This window comes from Clostridium lundense DSM 17049 (assembly GCF_000619945.1).
GTDB lineage: Bacteria > Bacillota > Clostridia > Clostridiales > Clostridiaceae > Clostridium_AO > Clostridium_AO lundense.
In genome coordinates this window covers 1-26,235 of the sequence record NZ_JHVC01000022.1, presented here as the reverse complement: position 1 = coordinate 26,235, position 26,235 = coordinate 1, and the positions used below count along the sequence as shown (strand labels likewise).

Below are 26,235 nucleotides of genomic sequence, written 5' to 3'. Positions count from 1 at the left end.
TAAAACACAGGTATACTAAAATCCAGCAATTTTATTTTAAACTGCTGGATTAATTTAACGTATACTTTATTCTATAGTAAATTCCATATTTATATTTCTTTTTAAATTCTTTTCTTCCTTAGATTTTAAACTATTAGATACTTTTAAATAATAAGTTTTCCCTGATTCATATGGTTTTTCTGGAATAATGACTATACACTTTTCTACTTCATTATAAGTTATCTTTACTGGAAATTTATTTCCTTGTTCATCTTGGATTCTAATAAAATTATCTATATTATTCATTTTAGGCTCTTTTGTAAATTCTATATGCCATATTTTATCCTTTTCCACACCTATACGTTTATCAAAACCTTCTGTAGTAAATGCAAAATTATAATCTTCTTTTAATGTGTTTCCTTTATCATCTGTAACAGCATTATTAGGTATACTAACTGAATAAGTAGTTCCATAATTCAAAGCTTTGTTCAATGTAATTTTTAAAGTTTCACCATCTATATTAGCCTTAGTATCAACCTTATTCCCTTTATCATCCTTTAATTCTATACCTGCAAAATTTGCTCCACTTACTATAGATTTATTAAAAGTTATATTTATTGGCTTTGTAATCCCTTGCATATTACTACTATGATTATTTCCTATAATACTTATATAATCTTTTTCATGAATGTCCTGAGATTCTCCTGTAAATACTACTGCATTAGTCATTCCATCAACTATAGACCAAGGAATCTCTATTGCTGCAAAATTGTTATCATCTACCACAGATATTCCCATCTTATATGTATCTTCTGCAAAATATTTGTTTAAATTTTTCTTTAAAACCAGTTCTGAATTTTCTAATTTATACATTTTACTACCAGAGATAACCCATACGTAACCATTAGCATCTTTAGTTAAATTTTTTAGACTACCTACATTATAAGAAGCTACTCTTTCCCCATTTTCATTTAAAGAAATTAAATACTCATTTCCTTGTTCATAATACTGAAATAATACTTTATCATCATCTGTAGGCATTATGAAATCAATCCTTTTATATGCTTCTGCTTCATATATTATTTTATATTTTAAATTTTTATCAACTTTTACTATTAAATCTTTAACGTTCTTTACGCCCGCTCCTCTAAAAACTTGAACTGCAAGATATACATTTCCTTTATTATCACTTTTTATATTCTTAATGCAGTAATCATATATTGAATTTAAATTTTCCATATCTGAAGTTTCCACATCACCATTTTGTGATACTCTAAATAATTTATATTGTGAATTCCCAAAATCAGCAACTTTGAACCACATATTACCTAAAACATCTATATACTTACAATTTACATTAAAATCTTTAGAAAAATTTGTTTTAACATCAATAGTTTCCTGACTTTTTTCTAAAGTATCTATATCAATAACTGTAAAAGCAGGTAATTTAGCATGTTGTTCAACATTTTCATCAAAATAAAGTTTATTCCCAATTTTTCCTATGTAACTATATCCTAAACTTGTATTTTCTAAAATAAGTGTGCTTTTCCCTTGTTTTATTAAGTATGTTCTATAAATACTTTTTCCTTCATTTTCATCCTCAGTAAAAATAAGCCTAAAATCCTTAAACATTTTTATATCATCTATTCTAGAATCAATACCATAAGAATTTTTTTCACCATAGATGTACTCCTCAATGTTTGCATTTTCTACACTATAAGCTTTTACCACATCAGCTGCAAAGCCTAATGGGAACACCATTATGGTAAAAAAATAAATTAACGCAATACTTAAAGTTTTTTTAAACTTCATATTCTTCTTCCTTTCATGTATAAAATTATTTCATTTAAATATCATTACCTTTAAAAATATTGACTACCACTAATATAATTTTCACCGTATAATAAATCCCTCCATAATACTAAACTTCATCAATTATAACAAAGTATAACATTCCATACAATCTTATTCTACATTATTATCCAGTTTATTCTACATTATTATCCAGTTTATTCTACATTATTATCCAAAACCCCTTCTAAAACAAATATATTTTTTATAAATTGTAAGCAAAAACCACGTTAAGTTTTTTGCTTAACGTGATTTTTCATATTACTCTTCTTTTTTATTTTGCCAATATCCTCAAGCATCGTTGACAAGCCTTGGCTGAGCTTTCTAATTTTTCTCTATCTGCACATTAGAATCATTATTTTTATCTACATTTATTGTTGATTCTCCAATTACTTTGTCTCCATCATTATAAAAATAAACCTTTAATGTATCTTTAGCAGTATTAACAATTACATGTGTTCCTATATTGGCTATTTGCTCCCCGTCTTCTACTTTAAATTTTTTCACTTCATTTAAATTTACATTTCCCACAGTAATCTTTTTAAACATAGTAAAAGGTGCTTCACCAACTATCACATTTATCTTTGCATTATATCCACTTACACTTCCATTTCCACTCCCGCTTCCACTACCACTACCACTTTCACCTTCATTTTTAACATTAAACTTCATTAAAACGTCTTTTTTTAGATTGATATTTTTTTTAGATTTAACATTTTTATTTATATATATTTCATAACTATGTCCTTTAACATATCCATCCTTAGGTGGTAATATTATAATGGAATTATCTGTATTTCCTTGTTGTACTCTAACTTCCATATATAAACCGCCAGTTAAATCCTTCACATGAACGTTACCTGAAACAGATTTTGTATCTATAGAATCCTTAAATACTACTGTCCAAATTTTATTTACATCTGTTATATTCTTTTCATCAAACTGCTTAATGTTATTGTCTTCTGCTGCTATTGCCATAGAACAACTAAATACACATAAAAAACATATTACTAAAAATAAAACCATTTTAGAATTACATCTTTTCAACATGATTCCTCCTTATTGTAAATGTGACTCCTCCTTATTTTCTAAGGAGGAGTTATATCTAGCTTTTACTTATTTTTTTAACATAAATTTTGCCGGAGTTACTATACCTTCCTTGTACACTTCAACTTCTGTAGTACCGCCTGGAAGTTTTTCTAAGAATTCTTTTTTAATAGTTATAATATCACCTGTAATTTCATAATCTGATGGAGCTATACTTAATTCTTTTCCTTCATTATTAAGTCTTAAAGTAATATTAGTTAAGTCTGTATCTATATCTTTTCCATCACAATTTTCTTCTAATATTTTTGCGGTTAAATCAGCTGTTAAAGAAGATATATTAAAATCTTTTTCACTAACTCCAGTATCAAATTTAAATCTTGCAATAGATAAAACTTCAAATGTTACCTCTGCTGTTCTATTTGCATCAGATATTACTACAGTATAAGGAGAAGTTGCAGCACTTAATGAGTTCAAATAGCTTTGATTAATTTTAACTTTATCACTTCCAACTATAGTATAATGTGTATTCTTATCTATATAAGTAATAGTGCCTTCCTTTGTTCTTATTCCTACTCTTACTACATTGTTTGCTGCTATACCTGTTAATGCTATGTTCATATCTGACTCAGCTAAACCGTATTTGTATTTAAGTAACTTATCTTCTTGAATTGTTGCAGATATGTGCACTTCACCCTCTTGAACATTTACTATTATATCCCTACTTAAATCTCCAAGACTTGCAGCAATAGCTGTTTCCCCTGCAATTAATCCATTTAGATAATCTTTCTTTAATGTAATTACTTTATTTATATTATCTATATAGTAATCAACACCTTTTGTTAATGTATAGCCACCTTTTTCAAGCTTAACGTTTGAAATATCTATCTTGCTTCTATCTACATTTTTATTATTTTCATCTGTTTGTACAACATCATAAGTTAAATCTCCAGATGAACCTACTATAAATTTGTCTTTACCAGTTTCCCTTAACATAAACTTTAATTCAGCGCCTGACAATACCTTTACATTTAATTTTCCCTCAATTATCTTAGCAGTATCCTTTATTTTACTTCTTATTATAATTTCCTTATCACCACAGGATAATAGGTTTAAAAGTTTTGTAGATAATACAAGCTTACCATTCTCAAATTTATACATAGTACTTGGCATTTTAGTTCCTTCATAGTAGATTCCTTCTATATTATCAAATTCACAATCTTTTCCGTTATCATCTTTAGCATTTAATTTTACTACTATGTCATTTAAAGCATTTCCTGTTTTAAATGAACTATCTCCACTTTCAATTATAGGAGTAAGCTCTGCCTGTGTATCCACTATTTTAAAACCAGTTAATTCATTTAAATCTATATCTTTATTCAGAACATTTATCTCATATTCTCCTGGATCTAATGTATCTAAATAATCCTTATTTAATTTTATAGATGTACCTTCTACCTTATAATTAGTTATTGGTTTTTTATTTACAAATATTACAGAATCCTTTAACTCAGATTCAGTAAATGCTTGTCCATTGATATCTTTTCCAGTTATATTTATTTCCACAAACTCTGGTGAATATCCTTTTGTAAATATGGATGTATTTATAGTTGTTTTAAATTCAGCACCAGAATTTATAACTACTTTAAATATAGATTTAATCTCTTTTGAAGTAGCTTTATCTTTTAATACTACTTCAAAATTATAAGTTCCACATTTTAAAGTATTTAAGAACTCTTTCTTTAAAACTACTGAATTATTATTTTCTATTTCATAATTAAGATTATTCTTATTTAAATTCTCGCCATTAAACATTACATTAACATCATAATTTGTTGTAATATCATTAATTATAGAGCCATTTAAAGCTTTTACATTAAGCTTTGCTTTTACATCTGCTATAGCGTTTGCAGCTTTAAATCCATCCCCTGTTACTTCTGGTGACATAACCGCTGCCTGTGACTCTAATTTAAGCACAACACTCTTTGCATCACTACAATACTTATCTCCAGTAGTAGAATTGCTTCCAACTAAATATATGTCATATTGTCCATTATTTAAAGGAGTTCCCATGCTATCTGTTGTAATTTTATTTGTACCAGTATATGTACCATCATTTTTAGCTATATCCTTAACCCATAAATCATTTTGAGATAAATCATAACTCTTTAATCCTCTAGAATTTGTAAGGTCAGCAACTCTTCCCTTAGGAAAAATATAAACTTCCTTAGAATTAAATCCATTTAAGGAACTCTCATCTATTTGTATAGTTATGTCTCTTCCATCTACACCATTGAATACATCTTCAAAATCATTCACAGATTTTATTTCAGGTACTTTCTGCATTGCACCTATTATTTCTACCTTGTTTTTACTCTCTACTTTTCCATTTTCTTTTCTTGTTGCAGATACTATTGAATTAGATGTAAGTATTAAATTTCTAAATATAACTTTTCCATCTCTATCTGCTGTTTGTTGAGCTATAGGATCATTATTAGTATATATTCTTACTAAATCTCCTGGCTTAATGTTACCTCCACTTAAAGCTAATGTATATGTTCTGTTAAAGTTTCTTATTATATTTATACTAACACCATTTACATCAGCAGTACTTTCACTATATCTATACTGAACCCTAGTTCCGCCTAAAAGTGTTCCTGTATATATAGTCTCATCCCCTGATGGTTGAGGTCTATTAGTATCCCAATAAGCTGGAAGTTTTCCCTGAGTATGGTCATTAAATTCAACCTCTACTTCTTTTGGAAGAACCTCTTCTAAAGGTTTTAAATTATCTGTTGTATTCTTAAGCTGTGTAATTATTCTTATTACAGCTTTAGTATTTTCTTTTGATGTTGGAGTAACTAAAAAATTCATTCTTCCTGAAGGATCCATTGTAATATTTAATTTATTCATTCTAGTTCCCTGAGTAACATAGAAATTTTCACTATCTACGACATATATGCTATCTACAGGGCTAGAAACAACCAGCTCTGAGTTTCCTCCATTTTTGTTTACTCTATAAAGTTTCCCTTCATCATTTATACTCTTGTAATAAATATAATTTCCTATTACATTTATATTAAAAGCTCTATCCTCTTTAGTTGTACTAGAATAATTAGGTACATTTAAAGTTATTTTTTCAAGCTTTCCTCCCTCATATCTATAAACATAACCATCTGTAGTACATAAAATCATATCGGATATATCTTTTCCTATAAAGTTCTTTACAGGTAAATTTACCACCTTTGAAGAAGAAGTTCCTGTACTAATTTTATGAAGCTTATTTGAGTCATTTTTATTTGTATAATAAATACCTGTTCCAATAGCAGATAAACTATCTGCTGGATCATCACTAACCTTAGTTATATTATCCCCTTTGCTTGTCTCTATCTTATATATTTTATTTCTATCACTTATATTTATGAAATACAGATCTTCTTCTGACTTATCAATGTAACTTATTGAGCTATCATACAATTTTTTTCTATCATTACCGTCATCTTTTATTTTATAAAGCTTTCCATCATCAGACATATTACTATAATATATGTAATGATCTATAACACACATATACTTTACTTTATCTTCACTTAAAACCTTATTTTCACTACCATCTTTTTTCATTTTATACAACTTTCCATTATCTGTGCCGTTACTGTAATAAATGTAGTCTCCTTCTATCATAGTTTCTCCAGAGTTCTGTACATTTCCAATTGAAGTTTCTAATTCAGTTTTTACTTCCTTCTTATAAATCTCACAAATCTTATCTGCACTTTCCCCTACATTCATTTTAGATAAATCTATTTGTCCTATTCCTATTTCTCTATCCTTTTCATCTAGAATACTAAAAGGTATTTTTCTATCAGATGTAAAAATAATAAAACTCCTATTACCTGCTAAATCTATTTTATCTAAATCTTGAAATTTAAGATATTTACCAATTATATCATTGCTTCCATTATCTGCTTTATTAAAACCATTGTCGTATGTAATACTTACAATATATTTATTTTTTTCTATACTGCCTAAAGATACTTTAAATTTAGCTTGGGCCCTATCAAAAAAAGAGTATTCTTCTCCTCTCAAAGTGTACTTTATTCCCTGTGGATGTTTATAGGACCTATATTCAATTTCTCCATGCTTTAAATCCTTTTCTTCTACTACAGTTGTAGGTGAAAATATATCCTTTATCTTTCCAGAAGAATCAATGTAATATATATTGTTTATAGCTTTTTCATTTATAGTTTTATTGATTTCTCCCACATGTTCCTTATCAAATACGTAATTAATATCAAAAGCATTCTTATCAATTATTAAGCTACTATTAGGAAGCTTAGCATAAGCTATGGATTGTGATGTTAATAATATAGAAGTAATAGTAGCTACTAAAAATTTAGTTTTCTTCATGCCCGTCCCTCCAAATTTATCAATATAATTCCATTTTACTCGAATAGCGGTAAATTTTCAACTTATGTCATTACATTCCATAATACGACACAAAATCATCTCATTTTAATGTACATTCCCAAAATATGAAAGTAGTTTTTAAAATTAATTAATTATAAGATTAAAAGAAGGATAATCTTCAGATTATCCTTCTTTTAATCTTTATTTGTTAAATTTATTAACATGCTCCCTTGACTCTTTACAAAATCAATGGATTAATAAACTTCATATTAATTATTAAAGTTTACATATAAATTTTTTATATACTCTTCTATTTTATCTGCTGGTTCACTTTCAAATGCCCCATTATTAAATTTAATTGTTAATGAAGTACTATCAAAACTTGTATGTGGTGACGCCTTGCCTTGTAATGTAAATGTCAATGTATTATCTGCTGTTCTAACTACTTTTGCAGTTAATCCACTTGGAACACCAGAAACAGTCACATATCCTTTAGAAACAAACTCGTCACTATTATTTCCTGCAAATTTTCCTCCATCAAGAGTAATTGTTATTGTACTACCTATAGAGCCATCATTTGCAGAAGATTCTACAAAGCCATCATTTGAATAATGTAATTTTGATGGATCTCTAAAATCTATTGTTATTTCATCTGTAGTTAAAGCAAGAGTTTCTCCTACAATCTTACCACTATTTATAGTGAATTTTACCTTTGCATCATCCAAATTAGTATGAGAATTTGCTTTTCCTGAAATAGATATTTTTAAATGAGTATTATCTACTTTTTCTATCTTATAATGTAATCCACTTGGTAAATTGCTTGCCATAACATATCCAGTACTATCGATATCAGTGTCAGTTACAGTTGGATCAACTAATGTTCCATTTTTAACTTCTACTGTTATATCTCCTGTTACAGTTCCATCATTACTATCTGCTTCTTTTAAAACTGTTGGTGTAGTTTTTATTTCTACTGGATCATTGAAGTCTATAGTTATATGTCCTGTATTTAACTTCTGATCTACAGTACCTCCAACTTGGTCTCCAGAAATTTCAAAGCTTAAATCAGTCACATCATCAGCATTAGCATGTCTATTTGCTTTTCCTGAAATAACTATTCCTATATGTTTATCATCTAATTTAACTGCTGAGTAGCTTAATCCTTCAGGTAACTTATTATTTTGTGTTACAACTACTGGATCATTTGGATTTCCTTTTACAGTTCCATTTTCTATTTCTACTACTATAGTTGGATTTCCAGCTCCTCCTACAGTGCTTTGTAAAGTTCCATCATTAGCATCTGCTTCTTTTAATGTTGTTGGAGAAACAGATTTTATGCTTGGTACTAAATCTACACTTACTTGCTTTTTGTTACTTTCTTCTTTTCCTGCATCTGTTCTTGTTACATAAACAAACTTGTCACTAGCTGGTATTCCTCCAGTTATAGTTACAGTTATAGCTCCTGATGGTCCATTATTAGTTTGTGAACCTATTAATCTTCCTGAAGCACTGTATACTTTAATTGTTGATCCAAATGGTACTGTATCATTTATCTTTACAAAATCATCACCTGAAGAGTTATTCTCTACAGATACATTTTGTACATCTGGAGATACATTACCATTATCCTCTATAGTAAATGCAATCTTCTTTTCTACAAAATGTCCATTTATTATATTAGTAGTTTTAAGCTCTAACACATAGTGACCATTAACAGTTAATTCTCCTCCTACTTGTGTTTTACCAGCTTCTGTTGGATTAGTATATTCAGTAATATATCCATCACGCATAATAGTTGCTGTAGTTTTACAATTTGGCTTATCAGTTATAGTTATTCCTGATCTAACATCATGATATACTCCACCCTCATTTACACCTACTACATTTGGTATAATAGCCATATTAATACCATCAACTCTAAATGTCTTTATTACTTCACTTCTTGCTCCATTTTCTCTGCTTGTTGTAACAACTTTAAGTTCATATTCTCCATTTTGAGTTATAGTATTTCCTTTAATAAAGGATACTTCTGCTGGATTAGTTATAGGAGTATAAACTACACTTCCTGGATTTCCTGATGCAGTTTTGGTCATCTTAATAGTAGCTTGACTGTAAGTACCTGCTAAATCCATCCACATTGGAGTAGCTTGGAAATACGTTTCCTCTTCATTTGATGCAAATGTTCCTTTCTTTTCAGCCATAGTAACATCAGCCTTACCTGGAGTAGCTGAATTAACTGTAAATCTAATAACTTTACTATTAGTTGCATCCTTAGGATCCATATTATCATCATGTTTTGTCGCAGTTACAGTAAATACATACTCTCCATTTTCTTTAACTTTTGTCTTTAAGTCTTCTCCATCTGTTACTGCATTAGCTGGACCTCCATCTTTAGATAATGTAGCTGAATAAGTTATACCACTTTCTGTATTATTTGTGTTCCAAGTTACATTTGGGAAAGTATCTGCTGCATAAATCTTACTATCCTCAATTCCTTTTATCTCTGGCATTGGGAATAATCCAAATTTCTTAACATCACTTTCCATAACAGGTCCCACTGCCTTAACCTTAACTTGTACCTGTAATGACATTGTCATAGAAATTGGAGTTGTACTTGGGTTACAATCCTTCCATGGCTCTGTATCCTTATATCTATACTGCATTTGAGCTGAAGTTCCTACAATTCTTCCAAGATTCAAATCAATTGCTACATAATCTGGTACTTTCGCCTTGCTTATCTCTATCATACTTGACGGCATACTATCCTTATTACCAACTGCTACTAATCTAAGCATTTGCTTATTATCTTTATTCTTTTCTATCTTAGTCTTCATATCAACTGTTATTACACCATTATCATCAGCAGTTACTGGTACAAAATCTGCAGGTAACGGTGGTATACTTCCATCAGTAGTTAAGTCATTTATATAAACCTTATATTGTCTTCCTGGTTTTAATCCTGTTACTTTTCCACCTTGTGCGTCTACTGTGAAATCACTTGGTGCTTCTGCTGGAACTGATACTGCTATTTTGCTTCCTTCTGCCTTATCTTTCCTAGTTATAGATACATAAATAACTCCACCATCTGGATTTAAGTTTAATCCAGATACAATAGCATTTCCATTTTTATCTATAGTAGCTGTTTTAATTGGTTTTAAATCACCTGCTTCAGTATAAACACTTACTGTATCTCCTTGATTTAATTTTGCTGCAGTTCCTGTTACTTTTATAGTATCTTTATTTCCTATTTCATTTGTAACTAAAATATCCCTTTCAGGATTTAATGTTCCAGAATCAAGTGCTACAGATAAAGTTACTTTAGTTCCATAACCTAATATATTTCCAGTAAAATTATATATTCCTTTGTTTGGCTTAGGAATAGTCTTATTCCAGCTCACAACCAACTGACGAATTGTTCCATCACTCATAATTGCAGGTACTCTTTCTGGAAAATTAAATTTATTTATATCATCAGTAGTAAGTATTGGAAGAGTCTCTATTTTTACTACTTTTTCATTTAATTTAGGCTTTGTTACTGCTGTTCCCTTTATAGAACCATCTGCATCTTTAGGAACAACATAGGCCTTTCCTAATCTAGTATAATACAGTGAATCTCCTACTATATTAATATAGTCTGCTGGTGAATCTACTACCTTATAACCATTTCCTGTATTGTCCAACTTATATATTTTTCCGCCATCCACATAACTTATGTAATAAATATTATTATCGTTTACTGCACATATATTAGTAGCCTTATCCATTACTCCTTTCATATCTCCAGGATTACTTCCTGACTTTTGAGGGATATTGGTAATTAGTGGAAGAGGCACTGGGTTAGCCATTACAGAATTAGTGGATCTGTAAAGTTTTCCATCCTTACCTGTATAAAAAATCAAGTAGTCTCCTGCTGCACTTATAAAAGCAGTATTTATATCACTTAGTTTTGCTTTTCTATTACTTAGTAAATCATAACTATACAATTTATTTTCATCTGAAGCATTTGCATAGAATAAGAAATTATCTCCCACACTTAAGAATTTAGCTGAATCTGATATAAGTTGTCTTCTTCCTTGTGAATCAATAATATATATTCTTCCTCTATCAGAATTATTTATATAGTATATTTTATCTCCTACTACATTTACACATGATGCCATATCATCACTTACTTTTTGTTTTTGGGTTCCATCTGTTCTTACCTTATATATCTTTCCGTCATCACCATAGTTAGTATAATAAGCCCAATCCCCAACTATATTTATAAATCCAACACTATCATCACTTATAACATAATCTTCTACACCAGTTACACTTTTTCTATAAAGCTTATTCTTATCTGCTGTATTTTGATAGTATATCCATCTATTATTTTTATCTATAGTGGCAAAACCATTATTTGTTATATTTATAGCAGTATTTCCATGAGTTGTTTTATCTGTTGGATCCTGTGACGCTGTTGGAGTTAAAATAACAGAAATGTTTTGGCTTCCTCCAACGTTACTATCCTGTTTTATATTTACATAACCATTTGCAAGCTCAGTTAATCCATCACTAGCATATATAGAAAGTAGACAACCTCCTGCTGTAGCCCCTGCAAAATATGTTACCATATCTGTAATTGGAGTAATAGAACCATCCCCCATTTTAAAATAAGATGCATTAGATATACCAGAAATCTGAGTAACTCTAGCATTATATATATTTAATCCTGGTGTAAGAGGTTTATAATTTACATTTACTATAGCAAACATATCTGTATTAACATTTGTAGGCTTTGTGTATTCATTATTTGCATCTGCAACTATTTTTTGAATTGTTCCTGTAGGAGTGTAATAAGTTAATGTACTTCCTATCTTACCGACTAATTGACTATCCTGAATTGTAGATCCCGTAAAAACATCTTTTGCTTTTCCTGAATCATCAACAAAATATATTAAACCTAAACTATTCATTAATTGATCATTTACAGTTGCCAAATTACCCGGATCCATAAGATATCCTTGACTATACACATTACTTCCAACAATTATTGAACTCTCAGGTAACTTAGCTTGTACTGATGATCCAAGTCCCAATACAATGGCAGCTGTTACTACCAGCATTCTGGTCTTTTTCATTTATCCTTACCTCCGTTTATATATTAAATTATCACTTTATGATCTAAATATATGCCTATATTAGTGAAAAATTTTTTCCTTCTATACTATATTCGTATAATAATGTCAAAATTTTATTAAAAGAGAACATAAAATTATGTTCTCTTTTAATTTTATTTATTCATTTTATCTTTGCACCTTTAAAGTTACTATAATTGGGGTATTATAATGACTTATAGTTGCTCTTACATAATAGTTTTGGGAATCTCCTACATCAATATATGGTGGATCCCAAAGAAGGACTTTAACTTTTTTAGGCACTTTAGTACGTCCATCTTTACCTATTATCACTGCTCTTAATTTATCTGACGCCTTATTCATATCGTATACTCCATTACTACTTATAGGTATAACTATTGGTACTATATTTGGGAAGTTATTTTCAGTGGTTATTCCTATAATCTTAGGAATTATTCCAATAGTTGCTTTAACCTTCTTGCCATTGGTTCCTCCTATAGTTCCTTCTAAAGTTACTTTTGAAGCTCTACAATCATCTATATATTCTGCATCTATAAAATCAGTATTGATATTAATAGCCTTTGTCCAAGTAACTTGAACAGGTTTATTGGTAACTGGATCTATTACAGTAGATGGATATGATTCTCCCTGCATTATAGCTCCTAATTCTCCTAAATCTCTAATAGCATCTCCTGGCTCACTTGGATTATTAGGATCTACTGGGTCACCTGGATAATTTGGATCACTAGGATCTACTCCATTTTCATCTGTAACAATTAACATAAGTTTAACCTTACTGCTATATCCATTTACTATTCCTTCATAAGTATAAACACCTTCATGGTTAGGATATTTCTTTTCAGATCCCCAAGTTACTCTTACATCTTTCTTGGAATTATCCTCCATAGTAGCTATAACAGTACTTGGTAGATTATAATCAGATTTTTTCTTAACTATTACTTTTATATTGTTTATAGTCTTTATAATCTCACTGCTTGACTTATTAGTAACATTTAATGTTAGTTTAACCTTTTTACTATAATGGTCTACTGTTCCATAAAACACATAAGTTCCTGGCTTACTCTTTTGTTGAGTTCCATAATCCCAAGTAACTGAAACATTACTTATACTGCCATCAGTCATTTTAGCTGATACAGTTTTAGGAAGAATGTAGCTATATCTACTTTCTGCCTCTGCAACAATATCATCAATTTTATCTGGAATAGGTTTTACTATAAGAGTTAAATTAACATTTTTATCATAACCATCTATAGAACCAACAAAGTTATAAACTCCCGGCTTTGTAGTGTCTACTCTTGTTAAATTCCAATTTACTTTACTTTCCTTTTTAGTTCCATCACTAGCAGTTACCACTATAGTTGATGGTGGAGTAAACTTTTCATTTTGATAAATGTCTTTTTTAATATTCTCAGTATCCGCTACTTCTAAAGGTAAATACTTTAAAGTTACCTCTGTACTGTAACTTATAGAACCATTTCCACCAAGTACCCCTAAGTTATTTATTATTTTTCCTTGAATGAAACTTTTAGTATAGCCATTTAAAGTTTTGTCTACAAAAATTATTGGTGATGCAGTTTTAGGAGCAATAGAAGATGCAGAAAGTGCATCTGCAAAATCTCTACCAGAAGCTACATAAACCGTACTAAAATTCAGTTCATTTTGGAAAGCATTTACTACATCTATATTTCTTTTATAGTAATCTCCACTTCCAATTCTTATTGAATTAGGGATACTTTTCAAAACCTTGCTGCTTATTTGATCTTCTCCACCAATTACATAAATTTGGTCAGATTTCTTATTAGCATTCAAATATTTAGCTACTGCTGGTGGAACATAATTCTTGTCCACTAAAACTATTGGCATTCCCTTTAAAGCAGCTATTGGTGCTATAGATGTAGCATCGTGAAACTCATGTCCATTTACTACAGCAATTTGACTATTCTTTCCAACCTTTGCTGCTACCTGTAACGCTGTATCATATCTGTCCTTGCCACCTAGTCTTGTAACCTTAATACCTCTAGCTTTTATTCCATCTTCTACATTTTGAGAAATAACTCCCTTTCCGCCTATTAAATATACATTTTTAACTTTAAGTCTATTAAGCTCAGCAGAAGTATAAATATTAAGTACGTTACTATTTGTTAAAAGTATTGGTGCATTATTTTTCTTTGCAAGAGGAGCTGCACTTATGGCATCAGCAAAATTTTCTCCATTAACAACTACTGCCCAATCACTGGTTTCCGTCCATCCTTGTTGGCACACTTTAGCTGCAGTTTCGTATCTATTTGCCCCTTCAAATCTTTTAGTTGTAATCTCAGCTGCACTTACTATTGGAGCATTTAAGGTTGTTGTAGTAATTACAATAGATAACATAACCTGCAATTTTTTCTTAAAATTCATTACCTAAAAGCCTCCTTATTCTGAAAGTAAGGAATCAACTACTGCAAAGAAGTTCCTATAATTAGAATATTTTTCATAATTATTCTTTATTATATCATATTCTATCCTTTTGTTCCTTAATTCTCCTTCAAGTTCTCTTATTCTCTCATTATTAGCATAACTTCCATCAAGTTTTAATCCTTCTATTGTTCCTTGAATTTCTTGCATTTTTCTTTCACAAACATAATTTGCATTTTTATAAAAATCAAATCTATAATCCGCATAAGTATAGTTTATATTATTTCTTACTTTTCTCTTTTCTTTTTCACTAAGACTTGTCTTTAAGTTCATCTCTAAAATTTTAACTTTTTCATTCATCTGATGATTTTTTTCTAGCATTGAATATTTAAGTACTATATCTTTAAAGTCTTTTTTAATCATAGCCTTGGTTTCAACGGAGTAACTATTATCCTTCATATAATTATCTAATTCTAATTCCCTTTGAATAAAGTCATCTATGTTTTCTGTATATCTATCATCCAAATAGGAAGTATATATTATCTCTTGAGGATTATATGTGTGACCATACATTCTTTCAAAACTGATAAGTTGTTGTTTTAAATCATTAGACTCTTCATCTTCTAGTTCTCTTTCTCTAGAATCATTTTCATTAGACTCTACATTATCATAATAATTATTTGGATCAGCATAATCTCCTAGATAAGTATCTTTATAATACTTATACTTTACTGATAAAATTGTTAAGTCATCTTTATTACTACTATTTAACAATTCATTATCTATAGTTAGCTTTTCAAGACTGGTCAAATTTTTTAAGTCCTTCACATCATCTATTTTGTTTTTCCAAAGATTTAATTCCTTTAAATTTTTTAAGTCTTTTAAATCTTCAATGTTGTTTATAGTATTATCATTTAAATACAATGTTTTTAATTTTTTTAGTTTAGCCAAATCACTTACACTACCTATATTGTTCTTAGATAAATCTAATTCTGTTAAATTTACTAAATCCTTAAGAAAACTTAAACTAGATATTCTAGTATGACTAAGCTTAAGTGAAGTTAAATTGGTTAATTTAGAAATATTACTTAATCCATTTAAAGATGTATTATTGCTTAAATCTAAAAACTCTAGTCTAGTTAACTTTTCTAATTTTGAAACGCTACTTACATCATTTACTGATAAATTTAAATATTTCAATCTAGTGTTTTTCTCTAAATAATCAATATCCCTTACATTATTTTTTGATAAATTTAATGATTCTAAATCATACAATCCTTCTAATTTTTTTATATCTCTTATTTTATTCTTTGACAAATTCAAATTTTGAAGGCTTGTCATGTCTTTTAATGGAGAAATATCTTCTATTTGATTATTACTTAAATTTAGCTCTTTTAGGCTAGTAAGATCGCCAATACCCGTTAAATCTTTTATACGATATCCTGTTAAATCAAGAGAAGTTATACCTTTAACATCAGATTTATAAATCTTCTTATTTTTATTCTCTATCCCTAACTTTTCTCTTACTGCATTATTTAAGTTTTCATCAGTAAATGCTATTTCTTTGTCTTTAAAGTATCCATTTACTTCACTAAGGTATCCATCAGGCATTACACCTTGTCCACCAATTATGTTCATATTTTGAATATCATTATATTTTTTAGATATAAAACTTTTTAAAAGATTATTATCCTTTGGATTAGCTATTATAATAGGACTTTCTTTTTTAGCTGCTAATGCACTTACAGAAAGAGCATCTGGGAAATCCTTTCCAGAAGTTACATAGATATTTTTATACAAATTCAGCTCATCTTCAAATTTAGCTATTAAATTCAAATTTCTTTCATAAACATCATTAGATTTTTCATTTTGGCTACTACCAGGTATTCTTTCTATATTGCTTTCGTAATCCTGAACTACATCTTCAAACTCTCTCAATACATTATCACTTATTATGTTAGAACTTCCTACTACATAGATCTTATTAAATTTTTTTCTCTTAACATATTCTTTAATGGAGTTTGGAGTATAATTCTTAGGTACTAATAATATAGGAAATCCTTTTTTTGCTGCTATAGGTCCAACTGATAATGCATCTGTATAATAATCTGAAGTAACTAAAAATATTGAACTAGGATTGCCTAATTTATTAGCAATTTTTACACAGGTTTCATATCTATCTTTTCCGCCTAATCTTTCTATGGAGATTCCCATAGCTTTTATTGAGTTTTCTACAGTATAACTTACTGAACCTAATCCACCTATAATAAAAACCTTTTTAACATTCATTCTTTTAAGTTCTTTTTCAACATTAAAATTAAGGTAATTTTGATTAGTCAATAAAATTGGTGCATCATACTTTTTTGCTAAAGTAACTGCACTTAAAGAATCGGGAAAATTTTGTCCTGAAGCTATAATAGCATATTGTGATGTGTTCCATCCTTCTTCTGCAACCTTAGCAGAAGTTTCGTATCTATCTAAACCATAAATTCTATTTTTTTCTGGAGACGCATAAACCTTGGAACTTGAAAGTGTACTTATCATTGCTGCACACATAAGTCCCATAAGCCATTTATTATTTTTTATCATAAAATCACCCTTTTTTAGATAAAATTATTATCCTTTTTATATGGTTTTCGTAGTTTTTTTTCAATTCTTTAATTTAATATCATTTGTTTTTGGGATAATTAAAATTTTAATTACAAAAATTAACCTAAAAGAATATTATAACAGATTGATAAAGTTTTTACATACAGTTAAAGGCATATTTTAAATATCTTCATATATTTTGTTTCCTCATACATATTTTGATATAATCAAATAGAATATCAAACAATATTTTACTTTTACTGACTAATTTTTATACTTAATAGGAGGTGGTTTCTTTTGAGAAACAAATATATTGTAAAAATAATGTCTTTATTAATTTTTTCTATTTTATTTATAGTTTCTACAGACAAAGCTTATGCAACAAGCTTTACTAAGAAAGGTACATTTACAAACCTTGGCCCAACAGAACAAGTCTTCCAAATTAACAAAGGTTTTATGTATCATAACAAAAATAATGAACAAGTATTATATGGGGGAACTATTGTAATGGGTGGAAGTGGTTGTACTTTCTTTTCTTTTAATACTTCTACCAAAAAAATCGAAAAAATGATTCCTATTCCTAACTCTGAAGGTATAATATCCATGACAGCAGATGAAAACTTTATATACTTTGGAACATATAATAACGCTAGTTTATATAGATATGATATAAACACCGAAAAATTAGACAAGCTTGCAGATATAAAAAATGATAATTATGCTTGGGATGTTAAAGCATATGGTAATAGAGTCTATATCGCAACTTCTCCTAGAAGTCGTATTTATAAATACTATTTAAAAGAAAAAGTATTAGAAGATCTAGGGTCATTTTCTAATGATCAATATGCAAGAGCAGTTGAATATCATAATGGTAAAATATATGCAGGTATTGGTTCAAAAGCAGCATTAATTGAATATGATGAAAAAACAAAAACAAAGAGAAATTTATTGCCAGCTAAATATAAGGATCAGTTTGTGCATTACTTAAAAATTGTAGACTCTAAATTATTTGCTGTAGTATATCCTTCCTATGCAGTAATTTCATATGATTTTAATACTAAAAAAGTTACTGAAAGAATGGATAAAATAAGTAATAGATTCTACGATTATTATCCTCAATTTAATAATAATTTTGTAACCTTCCAAGGGGTGGACGGATATATATTTCACTATGATAAGGCTAATGATACTCTAAAATGTTTACAATATAACGGTAATAACTTAACATGTTCTGGAGTAGTAAATAATAATCGTATAGCAGGTATAAATCAAGATGGATATTATTATGAAAATGACCTAAATGGCCATAATCCAAATAAAATTGATTTAGTAGCTATGGGTTTAAAAGGTGGCGTAGCAAAACCAATATATATGTATCCATATAATGACAAAATATATTTTGGTGGAAAAAGATTATCAATTTATGATGTTAATAGCAAGACATCAATGTTTAGAAATGTGCAAGGTGAAGTAAAATCTATAAGCATTTTAAATAACTCATTATATACAGGAAACTATCCAGAAGCAAAACTATGGAAATATGATAAAACTGCTATAGATGATCCAAGCTCAGTTGATTTTACAAACAATACATATTTTCTAAAGCAAATACCAATAGAACAGCATCAAAATAGACCATCAAAAATGATATCAAATCCAAAGTCAAGTACAGTAACAGTTCTATCTGAACCTTTGCCCGGGCAATATGGAGGAACAGTAACTACTTATAATGAAAAAACAGGTAGCTTTTATATTAGAAAAGATGTTGTCCCTAATCAATATATACACAGTATAGCTTATGATACTGAAAAATCTCAGATTGCATATTTGGGAAGTTCTTCTATCTATGGTTATGGCTCAAAATCATTAAACGATAATGCTCATTTAGTTAAATATGATGTAATAACACAAAGCAAATTATTTGATATGATTCCTGAGGCTGGTAATAGAAGAATTATGTCTGTAGCTCATTCTGGAAACAAAGTTTATTGTGTAACTCATAATGGTACTTTAGTATGTGTAGACAGCAACAACGGAAAGATAGTTAAAAAGGTAAATAATTTCTGGTACAGGGAAATCTTATCTTCCGTAGATGGTAATTTATATGGAATAACCAATAAAGGTTTTTGGAGAATTGATAAAAACACATTAAATGCTACTTGTATTAAAAACAATTTATCAGATCCAACAAGATTATGTGAAGATCCTGTAACTGGCAAAATATATTTTTATCATAATTTAAATCTTTGTTGTTACCAATAAAATTTACTAACAATTATAAAATATAAAAAGGAAAGAAATTTACTTTTGTAAAGCTTCTTTCCTTTTATCTTTATTTATAAATTTTATTTGTAGATTTTATATCTATAATTCTTCCCTCTTTTTAACTTCATCTTCCTGAATTTATAATATAAAACCATTCCAAACACTCCTCCAGTGAAATCAATGAGAACATCTTGTATCGAGGAAGTTCGGCCTTTAACAAATAATTGGTGATATTCATCAGTAACAGCATAAAAAAGGCATATAAATAAAATATATATAATAGCATCCTCTGGCTTTATGCGAAAAGAATAAAAGGCATTACCTAAAAGCATTGCTAATATAAGATATTCAAAAGCATGGGCATTTTTCCTTAAAAACAAGTTAAACTTTTCATTTCTACTATATTTGTTATCTTCATTTTTACTTTTAGTTATCTTTTTTTCTACTACATTATTTACTTTTTTCTTTTCTTCATTTATATTATTTTCATAGACTTTTGTGGAATTGTTCTTTACTTTATCCTCTACTTTGTGATATATAATCTTTATATCGTTTAATATCTGATAACTTTTTTTATTTGATTCTAATCCTGTATTAGATGAATTATAAAATATAAGTCCCATCCAAAATAAACATAAAATTATAGAAATAATCTTCCTCAAATTATCACCCCTTCGGTTATATAGGTATATTTTAAACTATATTTGTCCCTAAGTAAAAAGTATTCGTATTAAAATACGATAATATATATAGTTAAATATATTTTCAAATCACATTATCATTATTGAAACAACTTTAAAAGTGTTGTATAATTATAACTGTATTTAAAATTTAATAATATCTATAATTAAATTTATAATAAAGTTATAAAAATGTTGAATTTTGTTAAAATTAGGCATAATATTGTATTTATATATTATTTACTCTATAATTATTTTATATTTAAGAGGTGAGTTTCAGTGCAGCAATTAAGTCCTATTGAAGCAAGAAAAAAGCATTTAAAAAAAGTTACTTGGTTTATTTCTATATTATCTATAATAATAGTAACAGGTATTATTACTATTATATCCTACCTATAAAAAGAATCACTTTTGATTCTTTTTTTATTTTATATGTAACATCTATACATAAAAACATTTAAATTCAAATACTTAAAAGGAATTTACGATATTTATATAGAATAGTACAAGTAGGTTAAAAAATGTAAATTATACAAGAAAGGACTTGAAAAAATGAGAGTAAAAAAAGCTGTAATTCCTGCTGCAGGCTTAGGAACAAGATTTTTACCTGCTACCAAAGCTCAACCTAAAGAAATGCTTCCTATAGTAGATAAACCTACTATACAATATATAATAGAAGAAGCTGTTGCTTCTGGTATAGAAGAAATACTTATAATAACAGGAAGAAATAAAAGAGCTATAGAAGATCATTTTGATAAATCTGTAGAATTAGAAAAAGAATTAGAAGAACATAATAAAGTAGAATTACTATCTATGGTACAAGACATATCTAAAATAGCTAATATATATTATATAAGACAAAAGGAACCTAAGGGTTTAGGACATGCTATAAGTTGTGCAAAGACCTTTGTTGGAAATGAACCTTTTGCGGTTATGCTAGGCGATGACATAGTTGATAGTTCCACTCCTTGTTTAAAACAGCTTATAGACTGTTATGATGAATATAAAACTTCAATTTTAGGAGTTCAAGAAGTTCCAACAGAAGATGTATCAAAATATGGTATTGTTAAAGGTCTTCATATAGAAGATAGAGTTTATAAAGTAAAAGATTTAGTAGAAAAACCATCTACTGAAGAAGCTCCATCAAATATTGCAATACTTGGTAGATACATAATCACTCCAAAAATATTTAATATACTAGAAGAAACTACTCCAGGGAAAAATGGTGAAATTCAATTAACAGATGCTCTTAAAGCCTTAGTAAAAGATGAAGCTATGTATGCTTATAATTTTGAGGGCAAAAGATATGATGTAGGGGACAAGCTTGGTTTTCTTCAAGCTACTGTTGAATTTGCTTTAAAAAGACATGATATAAGAGAACCTTTTTTAAAATATCTGTCTACTTTAAATGAAAATCAATTTTATAAAGAAGCTTGTGCATGTTTGAATTTGGAACAGAATACTGAGGAATAGAGGACAGAGGACAGAGGACAGAGGACAGAGGACAGAGATAATTTTACTATATAAGATTATTTCTGTCCTTATTTATTCTTTTCTATTTTTTATTTTCTCTATGCACTTTAGTATGAGAACTACTAATAGACCTCCTGAGGTGTCTATTAGTACATCTTTGAATCTACCACTTCTTCCTGGAACAAAAAGTTGGTGAAATTCATCACTACATGCATATAAAAAAGTTATTAATATTGCAAACTTCAAAGTTTTATTTAAATTATAATTTTCTTTTAAAGCATTGATAAGTAATAAAGAAAGTATAAAATACTCAGTAAAATGTGCTACTTTTCTTACTATGAAATTAGTTAAATTTCCAAGAATACCATTAACATCTACTCCCAAGGAAGTTAATAGCTGAATAACTAATCCACTCTTTCCATCTGAAACATCTGCTGGATCAGCTGAAAACTTAAAAATTGCACTCATCCACAATAGAACTAACAAATATTTAAATAAAATTTTATAGTTTAATTTTTTCATAATGTATTATCATCCTGATACTTTTCCATCTTCTATTTGTATAATTCTATCACATTTTTTAGCTATTCTATCGTCATGAGTTATTATTATGAAAGTAGTTTTAAATTTTTCATTTATGTCTCTAAATAATTCATATACTTCCTGTGATGAATGGGAATCTAAATTTCCCGTTGGCTCATCTGCAAGAATAATTTTGGGGCTATTCATAAGAGCTCTTGCTATAGCAACTCTTTGTTGCTGCCCTCCTGATAAATCATATATAGATCTCTTTTTAAGAGAAGCTAATCCTACTAAATCTAGTAATTCCTCTGCTCTATTTTTTGCCTTTCTCCCACTAAAAAGTCTTTTTATAGTATTAGGCATCAAAACATTTTCCATAACATTAAACTCTGGAAGTAAATAATGAAATTGAAATACAAAACCAATATTTTTATTTCTAAGAGAAGCTAAAGTCCATCTTCCCATTTTATCAGTTCTTTTTTCATTAATATAAACTTGTCCATTTGTTGGTTTATCTAAAGTACCAATTATATTTAAAAGAGTGGTCTTTCCACTACCAGAAGCTCCTATAATAGAATTAAAAGATCCTTCCTCAATACTTAAATTAACATCGTGTAGTACTTGAGTTTTTACTCTTCTTCCATATATTTTATTTATATTTTTAAGTTCTATGACATTATCCATTTTTTATTACCTCCACTGGACTTAGCTTAAAAGATTTTATAGCCGGAAAAAATGCTGCAAAAGTTGAAGCTATAATATCTATACCTGCAGAGATTAATATAAATCTTTTATTTATTATAATACCTACCAATGGCTTTCCTTCTGGGGTAAGTATATATTTATTAAACTCTTTTATGTATACAAAATTAAGCCCTACACCAATTAAAGTTCCTAAGACTCCTAACATAAATGCTTGAAATAAAAATATCGAAGAGGCAGACCCATCTTTTATTCCCATAGCCTTTAGGATGCCTATCTGTTTGTATTTTTGAACTACGCTTATACCCAATATACTTATTATGCTCAAGACTGTAGCTAAGAGTATAAAAAATTGAATTATAATAGTACAAATCTTTTGACCAGACATAGCACTAACCAACATCTTATTTTGTTCTTTCCAATTTTCAAATTTTAGATTTTTGTCTGCTAATATTTTTTCTAATTTTTTTGCCGTTATATCCGCACTATACGGATCCTTTAATCCTATTTCTATTGCATTAATTTTATTTTCTGCCCCTGTTAATTTTTGAACTGTAGCTAAATTTGATATAACCCAACTACTATTAACTTTTACAGCTCCTATATCATAAAATCCAGTTACTACTACCTCCAAATTATTACCATCCGAAGTAAGTAAAGTCACCTTATCCCCAATATCTACTTTTAACTTTTCGTTTAAATCTTTTCCAATAATAACTTCATTATCTTTATATGCCATCTTACCCTTATAAATTTTACTTTCCATGTCATACAGTTTATTAATTCTGTCCCTCATAAACCCTCTAAGATATATTCCTTCACTTTTATACTTATTTGCTTCATTCTTATCTTGAACATTATATTTGGCTTTATCATCATTATTTTCCACTTTTATAACAGCACTTTTATTTAATTCAGGACAAATAGTAGAAACTCCATCAACACTTCTTATTTTATCCTCAATTATCTTGTAATTAGATATATCGCTATTCTTAGCATATATACCTATATGTGTAGCACTTCCAGCTACTTTACTTAACAAGCTCCCCTCTAATCCCTTACTAAGCAATCCTATAAATATCTGAACAGATACCCCTATAGCAATACCTAATATTATAATAAAACTTTGAAGCTTATCTTTTGTTAAAAATCTAAAAGCTATTTTTATTGAAGTAAACATTTTAAACACCCGCTTTATAAATATCACACTATTAAATAATTATTTTCCTAATCTATGTTTTATCTCCTTTGCTTTAACTACATCTACATAGTTAAAGACTTGATTTTTAAACTTTGCCTTATCTTGTGGAGATAATGTATCATATATGGACATTACTCTTTCTACATCTGGCCAATAATTATAAGAAATATTTGAGTCTAGCTTTGATATAGTGCTATTCATTATGGATATCATTTCACTTTGTTTTCCACCTAAAGAATCACCTTGATTACCAGATGAAGATTTATTCTCTGCTTTATTAGTAGTTGAATTAGAATTTGGTATATTAGAATTTAACTTTTCTTCTATTTTGTTTCCAACTTCTTTGCCTTCAACTTTCTTTATAGCTTTGTCTACTCTATCTGCTATTTTTTTAGCATTATCTTTAATCTTACCAACAAATTTGCCATCTTCTATACTAAGGATATCAATTTTTTGAGTAAACAAATTTGAGCTAATTATAAATTTACCATTTTCAATTTTTAACTTATCATTGGACATTCTCTTTATATACCCTAAAACTTTTTCTTTAGGAAGTGATATTTTTCCTACCTTAAAATATTCCGGTGTATATACTAAATTATTATTTTCCAATTGTAATTTACCCTGACTTGATACCATCAAAGGTAAAGATTTATATTTTACAGGAACTAAAACCTTAATTTTATCCTTAGAAATATCAGCATTAAATCCATTTATAGTTATATTTCCTTTTTTTATTCCTGCCTTTAAATAATTTGATGCTATAGAATTTATAGTTTCTTCGTTTATATCTATTTTATCTTTTCCATTAGCAGTTTCTAAAAGAAGATCTATTAAATTTGCAAAGGATTCTCCACTGTTATATTCTTTGTATCCATTTTTAGAAAACAACATGTAAGAAAATATTCCTACTACAAATATTAGTGTTGAAATTATTATAATTGGCTTTTTGTGTGTCATATTTATACTCTCCTTCTTTTTTTTCCTTGTACACTCTAAAATCAACTTTCTCATTAATTATAACATTTTTCTCTTATTACTGTTATACATAACTCTATATCTAATATATTAATTCTTTATTAACACATTTAAAAAATAAAACCACATTAAATTTTTACCAAACTAAACCGCTCCCTGTCAAGTAGACAGAAGAAAAAATAAAAAAGATTTGTTTCTCCAACCATGTTTGAGTGGTTGGAGATATTTTTACGCTACTTTGTTCTTTAAGTAATCTCTATATTCTAACGGGGTCATGCAATTAAGACGTTTTTGATAATGGCAATTATTGTAGTAATATATATAATCGATGACAGATTGTCTCAATTCATCGTATAAATTGAATTTTTTCAAGTAGTACATTTCTGACTTTAGCATTCCCCAAAAAGCTTCCATTGGTCCATTATCTATACATCTAGATACTCGCGACATGCTTTGGGTCATTCCTGCCTTATCAAGCTTCTTCTTGAAGGTCTTGGTGGTGTAATCGACTAAGAAAAAGGGATTACTCCCTTTCCCTCGTCTAAGAACCGTACGTGAGAGTTTCCAACTCATACGGCTCAAGCATTTCTTCACCTTTTCAGGCGGCAACAAGTGTATGCAGTTTCAGCTTTCTTAAGTCAAAGTAATGTTTGTCTAAGAAAGGTGTTCTTGAAATCTGTAGTTTCGGGTGTCTGACGATTTTTATCCGTCTCAAATTTATGAGACTGTAATCATTTGTCATGAAAAGCCATCTTTTCCCGTTTTTTTCATGCCAGTATTTATTTAGCCTCCACCATTTGTTTTTGTTCGGATGCCTGTGCTTTGCCCATTGCTGTAATAAATGATAAAGAGTGTTATTAATGTATGAAAAGACCTTACTTGCGACGACGTGCTTGTGATAATTTGTCCAACCTCTAATAACTTGATTGAGTCTCCGTATCAAGTCTGATTGGGTACTTGCTTTTCCCTCTCTTAAGATTATTGTAGAGCATTTCTTGATTAGGCTTTT

General features: G+C 28.7%; 15 protein-coding genes. 2 read left to right on the top strand and 13 right to left on the bottom strand.

Translation table 11 applies throughout. The features are described from left to right. Positions 1-66: 66 nt before the first annotated feature. The 6 genes from T514_RS0118805 to T514_RS25890 form a co-directional block, all read right to left on the bottom strand. A complete protein-coding gene (locus tag T514_RS0118805) occupies positions 67-1,791 on the bottom strand; it encodes an Ig-like domain-containing domain (protein WP_027626172.1) in 1,725 nt (574 codons plus the stop codon). 363 nt (positions 1,792-2,154) lie between these two features. Continuing rightward, positions 2,155-2,877 (bottom strand): hypothetical protein, encoded by a 723-nt coding sequence (locus tag T514_RS0118800; protein WP_027626171.1) that lies wholly within the window; start codon positions 2,875-2,877, stop codon positions 2,155-2,157. A gap of 69 nt (positions 2,878-2,946) precedes the next feature. Then, positions 2,947-7,281 (bottom strand): DUF5050 domain-containing protein, encoded by a 4,335-nt coding sequence (locus T514_RS0118795; protein WP_027626170.1) that lies wholly within the window; start codon positions 7,279-7,281, stop codon positions 2,947-2,949. Between the two features lie 269 nt (positions 7,282-7,550). After that, complete coding sequence (locus T514_RS24970) at positions 7,551-12,401, bottom strand: DUF5050 domain-containing protein (RefSeq protein WP_051542160.1); 4,851 nt, start codon at positions 12,399-12,401, stop codon at positions 7,551-7,553. Positions 12,402-12,566: 165 nt separating this feature from the next. Then, a complete protein-coding gene (locus T514_RS0118785; RefSeq protein ID WP_027626169.1) occupies positions 12,567-14,819 on the bottom strand; it encodes a cell wall-binding repeat-containing protein in 2,253 nt (750 codons plus the stop codon). Positions 14,820-14,834: 15 nt separating this feature from the next. After that, entirely contained in the window at positions 14,835-17,405 is a 2,571-nt protein-coding gene (locus T514_RS25890; protein ID WP_051542158.1) for a cell wall-binding repeat-containing protein, read from the bottom strand. 297 nt (positions 17,406-17,702) lie between these two features. Between T514_RS25890 and T514_RS0118775 the strand changes: the two genes are divergently transcribed. Beyond that, positions 17,703-19,667 (top strand): PQQ-binding-like beta-propeller repeat protein, encoded by a 1,965-nt coding sequence (locus T514_RS0118775; protein ID WP_027626168.1) that lies wholly within the window; start codon positions 17,703-17,705, stop codon positions 19,665-19,667. An 83-nt stretch (positions 19,668-19,750) separates the two neighbouring features. Here T514_RS0118775 and T514_RS0118770 read toward each other — a convergent pair whose 3' ends face one another. Beyond that, positions 19,751-20,332, bottom strand: a complete 582-nt coding sequence (locus T514_RS0118770; RefSeq protein WP_027626167.1) for a VanZ family protein — start codon at positions 20,330-20,332, stop codon at positions 19,751-19,753. A gap of 570 nt (positions 20,333-20,902) precedes the next feature. Here T514_RS0118770 and galU point away from each other — a divergent pair. Next, positions 20,903-21,823, top strand: a complete 921-nt coding sequence (galU, locus tag T514_RS0118760) for a UTP--glucose-1-phosphate uridylyltransferase GalU (RefSeq protein ID WP_027626166.1) — start codon at positions 20,903-20,905, stop codon at positions 21,821-21,823. A 72-nt stretch (positions 21,824-21,895) separates the two neighbouring features. Here the strand turns inward: galU and T514_RS0118755 are convergent, their stop codons facing one another. The 6 genes from T514_RS0118755 to T514_RS24960 form a co-directional block, all read right to left on the bottom strand. Then, positions 21,896-22,345 (bottom strand): VanZ family protein, encoded by a 450-nt coding sequence (locus T514_RS0118755; RefSeq protein ID WP_027626165.1) that lies wholly within the window; start codon positions 22,343-22,345, stop codon positions 21,896-21,898. 9 nt (positions 22,346-22,354) lie between these two features. Then, entirely contained in the window at positions 22,355-23,029 is a 675-nt protein-coding gene (locus T514_RS0118750) for an ABC transporter ATP-binding protein (RefSeq protein WP_027626164.1), read from the bottom strand. Continuing rightward, the gene (locus T514_RS0118745) at positions 23,022-24,227 is read right to left on the bottom strand and encodes an ABC transporter permease (RefSeq protein WP_027626163.1); all 1,206 of its coding nucleotides are present in this window, start codon (positions 24,225-24,227) and stop codon (positions 23,022-23,024) included. Before T514_RS0118745 ends, T514_RS0118750 begins: the two co-directional genes overlap by 8 nt. A 39-nt stretch (positions 24,228-24,266) precedes the next feature. Then, positions 24,267-25,208, bottom strand: a complete 942-nt coding sequence (locus tag T514_RS0118740) for a hypothetical protein (RefSeq protein ID WP_027626162.1) — start codon at positions 25,206-25,208, stop codon at positions 24,267-24,269. Positions 25,209-25,454: 246 nt separating this feature from the next. Then, complete coding sequence (locus tag T514_RS27035) at positions 25,455-25,688, bottom strand: IS3 family transposase (protein ID WP_278246538.1); 234 nt, start codon at positions 25,686-25,688, stop codon at positions 25,455-25,457. Positions 25,689-25,824: 136 nt separating this feature from the next. Beyond that, positions 25,825-26,226: a group II intron maturase-specific domain-containing protein gene (locus tag T514_RS24960; protein ID WP_278246539.1), complete on the bottom strand. Its 402-nt coding sequence runs from the start codon at positions 26,224-26,226 to the stop codon at positions 25,825-25,827. Positions 26,227-26,235 lie beyond the last annotated feature (9 nt).

Bases quoted from the DNA above. Each gene is read 5' to 3' on its own strand.
- T514_RS0118740 (WP_027626162.1), bottom strand. From the start codon at position 25,208: ATGACACACAAAAAGCCAATTATAATAATTTCAACACTAATATTTGTA.
- T514_RS27035 (WP_278246538.1), bottom strand. From the start codon at position 25,688: ATGACCCAAAGCATGTCGCGAGTATCTAGATGTATAGATAATGGACCA.
- T514_RS0118795 (WP_027626170.1), bottom strand. From the start codon at position 7,281: ATGAAGAAAACTAAATTTTTAGTAGCTACTATTACTTCTATATTATTA.
- T514_RS0118750 (WP_027626164.1), bottom strand. From the start codon at position 23,029: ATGGATAATGTCATAGAACTTAAAAATATAAATAAAATATATGGAAGA.
- galU (WP_027626166.1), top strand. From the start codon at position 20,903: ATGAGAGTAAAAAAAGCTGTAATTCCTGCTGCAGGCTTAGGAACAAGA.
- T514_RS0118745 (WP_027626163.1), bottom strand. From the start codon at position 24,227: ATGTTTACTTCAATAAAAATAGCTTTTAGATTTTTAACAAAAGATAAG.
- T514_RS0118805 (WP_027626172.1), bottom strand. From the start codon at position 1,791: ATGAAGTTTAAAAAAACTTTAAGTATTGCGTTAATTTATTTTTTTACC.
- T514_RS24970 (WP_051542160.1), bottom strand. From the start codon at position 12,401: ATGAAAAAGACCAGAATGCTGGTAGTAACAGCTGCCATTGTATTGGGA.
- T514_RS0118785 (WP_027626169.1), bottom strand. From the start codon at position 14,819: ATGAATTTTAAGAAAAAATTGCAGGTTATGTTATCTATTGTAATTACT.
- T514_RS0118755 (WP_027626165.1), bottom strand. From the start codon at position 22,345: ATGAAAAAATTAAACTATAAAATTTTATTTAAATATTTGTTAGTTCTA.
- T514_RS25890 (WP_051542158.1), bottom strand. From the start codon at position 17,405: ATGATAAAAAATAATAAATGGCTTATGGGACTTATGTGTGCAGCAATG.